The sequence below is a fragment of the Xenorhabdus eapokensis genome (assembly GCF_001908105.1).
This window is the reverse complement of sequence record NZ_MKGQ01000163.1, coordinates 1-671: the sequence shown is the minus strand read 5'-3', so window position 1 is coordinate 671 and position 671 is coordinate 1. Positions and strand designations below refer to the sequence as shown.

The window sequence follows — 671 nt, the reverse complement described above, 5'->3', positions numbered from 1 at the left end:
CTATCTACCACCGTTGGGATACCCAATGTTCTCACTCCACCGTCTGGTTTTGGGATGTCCATTTTACGTATCGCTCGGGGGAGATATTCTCCGGCCATTAATGCCCTTTTGACACTTGCCCAATGTCTTTTCAGCCACGGTTTCAACGCCTGTATGCTCAGGTTATCTACCCCGGCCGCACCCTTGTTTTCCACCACTCGCTGATAAGCAAGCATCATGTTGCTTCTTTCTATCACCGTTTCCATTGTCAACGGCATTTCCGCTTTCGTTTGCCCACTGACCGCCGTGTCGGTTTCAGCACCACAAGGCTGCTTTGACGACTTCTGTTCGCTATCCTGACCTGTGGTGGCATTCTTTTGCCTTTGTGCGTCATTAATCGGCATCGAGTATCAATGTCCTAATTGCGGTTAAACATGTTCTGCCCTTCGTGATGTCGGTTAATTAACCCGAATTCTGGATAAGAAATTGACGAGAAGCCTGTTCCAGGAGCAAAGTTTTGGTGCACACCGAAAACAACTCCGAGGGGGAACAGGCTATGGACAAGTTAGTTGAAATTTTCTGTGATGTCGATGATTTTTGCCGTTTTTTCATTCCTCAATGGGAACAATTTTGTCTTGAGAGTGGGCATCGTTTACGCCGCCGACAAGGTCATATGTATCCCAGTGAAATCA

Annotated in this window: 1 protein-coding gene and 1 pseudogene; one reads left to right on the top strand and one right to left on the bottom strand. The window is 47.4% G+C overall.

The window, feature by feature from the left end:
* On the bottom strand, positions 1-383 hold a 383-nt coding region (locus Xedl_RS19955; RefSeq protein WP_244149790.1), incomplete at its 3' end, for a hypothetical protein.
* Between the two features lie 152 nt (positions 384-535).
* Here Xedl_RS19955 and Xedl_RS26100 point away from each other — a divergent pair.
* Positions 536-671 (top strand): annotated as a pseudogene (locus Xedl_RS26100) (IS982 family transposase); the annotation flags it as partial.